Source organism: Fundidesulfovibrio magnetotacticus (assembly GCF_013019105.1).
Taxonomy (GTDB): domain Bacteria; phylum Desulfobacterota; class Desulfovibrionia; order Desulfovibrionales; family Desulfovibrionaceae; genus Fundidesulfovibrio; species Fundidesulfovibrio magnetotacticus.
Window position 1 is genome coordinate 1 of sequence record NZ_BLTE01000046.1, and the last position, 1133, is coordinate 1133.

General features: G+C 57.4%; 2 protein-coding genes. One reads left to right on the top strand and one right to left on the bottom strand.

The features are described 5' to 3' along the window. Positions 1-100 precede the first annotated feature (100 nt). Positions 101-235, bottom strand: coding sequence for a hypothetical protein (locus NNJEOMEG_RS21080; protein WP_268885707.1), 135 nt, complete (start codon positions 233-235; stop codon positions 101-103). 35 nt (positions 236-270) lie between these two features. On the opposite strand from NNJEOMEG_RS21080, the gene NNJEOMEG_RS20225 reads away from it, so the two are divergent. After that, entirely contained in the window at positions 271-660 is a 390-nt protein-coding gene (locus tag NNJEOMEG_RS20225) for a hypothetical protein (protein ID WP_173087283.1), read from the top strand. Positions 661-1133 lie beyond the last annotated feature (473 nt).

Here is a 1133-nt window from a genome sequence, read left to right on the forward strand (position 1 = left end):
GGCCTCCTCAGGGTGATAGCATGTTGTATTCGGGGTTCGTTGCCTTCTGACGCGCTAGAAGGAGCCTGTTCCAGCGCTGCCCCCACGAGGCCCTGGAGTTCTACAAGGAGATGCGCGCCATCTCCGAGAAGGTGGTCCGCAAACGCCACGCCAGGAAGCAGGCCCAGGGCGGCCGCTGACGCCGCCCGGTCATGGCCGCCTGGGCGGGCAGGCCGATGGAGCGAACCGGGGACACCCCGCCGTGCCCACGCGAACCACGGAGACAACACGATGCCGTATACCGAGAGACAGGCCGAAGCGTTCCTTCAGGCCCAGGAACAGCAGAGGCAGCAGGAGGCGCAACCGCAGGAACCGCAGGGCGTGCTGGTGCAGGGAAACGCCCCGGGCGTGAAGGCCCCCATCGACTTCCCTAAGTATCGCAAACCGACGAAGGAAGAGCTTGAGGACAAAATGGCAACCTTGGACAGCGTGGTCAGCGGAGTGCAAACGATAAGCACGGCGGCTGGGGCTGTTCCAGGTATCGCTGCCGGAGTTGGAACAGCGTTCTACTATAAAAATCGACCTAGCATTGAACGGCATCTTGGAAGTCAAGATTCCGAACCGCTATTCGAAAACTGGAACGACGGCGATTTCGAAAACCACTACCGCAACTGGGGATAGCGCTGCATTGAGGTTCGTACGGCACGTCCTGGTGTACACATTCGATGAATCTGCAAGCCGCCTGCAGGCCGTCATCAGCTAACATCCAGGGCAAGCTGTAACCGTTTTGATGCGGCGGCCACTGGCCGCCGCACATTATCTTGACATGCATTTAGATACTAAAAAAATAGTCCAGCAGAGAGAAACTGCAAAAAGTGTCCATCTTGCAATATTTACAAAGCCCTTCCAGTTTTGCATAGGGATGAAGTCCTTAGGCTGCATGCAGCCCAGTTGTAAGCAGCTAGTGAACGTATCCGTTCCCTTGTTTCTGGCGTCCATGTCTCGGCTTGTGTCTACGTCTTGACGACAACTTAGTCGCTGTTGCGTATCACGTCAACGCGCAGCCTCGTTCCCGGGCCTCCTCAGGGTGATAGCATGTTGTATTCGGGGTTCGTTGCCTTCTGACGCGCTAGAAGGAGCCTGTTCCAGCGCTG

Excerpts from the sequence above, each read along its gene's own strand:
- NNJEOMEG_RS20225 (WP_173087283.1), top strand. The coding sequence starts at position 271 with ATGCCGTATACCGAGAGACAGGCCGAAGCGTTCCTTCAGGCCCAGGAA.